1 protein-coding gene is annotated in these 983 nt (G+C 63.6%); it reads right to left on the bottom strand.

Translation table 11 applies throughout. From position 1 onward, the window contains the following. Nucleotides 1-983: arylsulfotransferase family protein (locus R3F72_RS18550; protein WP_332780480.1), on the bottom strand; the 983-nt coding region annotated here is incomplete at both ends.

The raw sequence follows: 983 nt of genomic DNA, 5'->3' as shown, positions 1-983 counted from the left end.
CGATTGTCGAACATCACGATATCGCCGTTGGGCAGCACGTCCGGATCGTGCTGCCGAATCCACGGCCCCCGCGTCGCCCAGGTGATCTGGCCCGAGCGCGGGTCGAAGACCGCGATCGAGCTGGTCTCGCGGAAGGAGAGCAGCAGATCGCCTTCGTTACCGAACGGGAAGTTGCGGGCCTTGTCGGCCGTCAGGTAGTCCACGGCATTGGCGTGGATGGGGTCGTTGAGCATGATGCCCGGCACGTTGTCCAGCAGCTCGCTGAACGGCGAGTCATGCAGGGCCGGCAACAACCGGGTGCGCTGGAGCTCCTCGCCCTCCGGCGACAGCACCACCAGCGAATCCTCGAGCCGCGGCGGTTCGAGGTAGTCCAGCCCTTCGATCTCGTCGTCGAAGATGCCATGGATCAGCGCGTATATCTTGCCGTCCGGCGCGACGGCAAACTGATGGTGAGCGCGGCCGGCATAGCGCCAGATCACGTTGGAATCCTTGTCCAGCTTGACCAGACCATAACCGTAAGGCGTGTCGCCGTTGCCTTCGTAGAGCGCGATCAGGTCGCCGTTGGGCTGCACCTGGGCGTTGCGGAAGTGAATGAACTCGTCGGGACGCGGATTGGGCACGCCCTCTCCGTCCAGCCACGCCTCGCTGTATGGCTTGCGCCATTCGTGAACCACCTTGCCGTTCATGTCGACGAGATAGGCGGCCGGCTCGGTGCCGATGGTGTAGAGCGTCAGCCCGTTGCGGGCGAGCTGGGGGTCGTACTGGGTCACGCCCTTGGCTTCGGTACGCTGCGTGCGCCAGATATCGCCCTGGTAGACGTCACTGTAATCGGTGGCCTGATGGTAGAGCGCCTGCCCGGCCTGATAGGCATGCTGTATCTGCGGCCCGGGGAATATCTCGGTGACGACCGAAAAGGCGCCGATCACGAACACCAGCACCAGTGCGGCGAGTATCGACAGCGTCTTGAAGACCTTGTCGGTAAC

This window comes from Salinicola sp. 4072 (genome assembly GCF_036663415.1).
Taxonomy (GTDB): Bacteria; Pseudomonadota; Gammaproteobacteria; order Pseudomonadales; family Halomonadaceae; genus Salinicola; species Salinicola salarius_A.
Note: the sequence above shows the minus strand (reverse complement) of the source record. Positions and strands in the feature narration are given on the sequence as shown.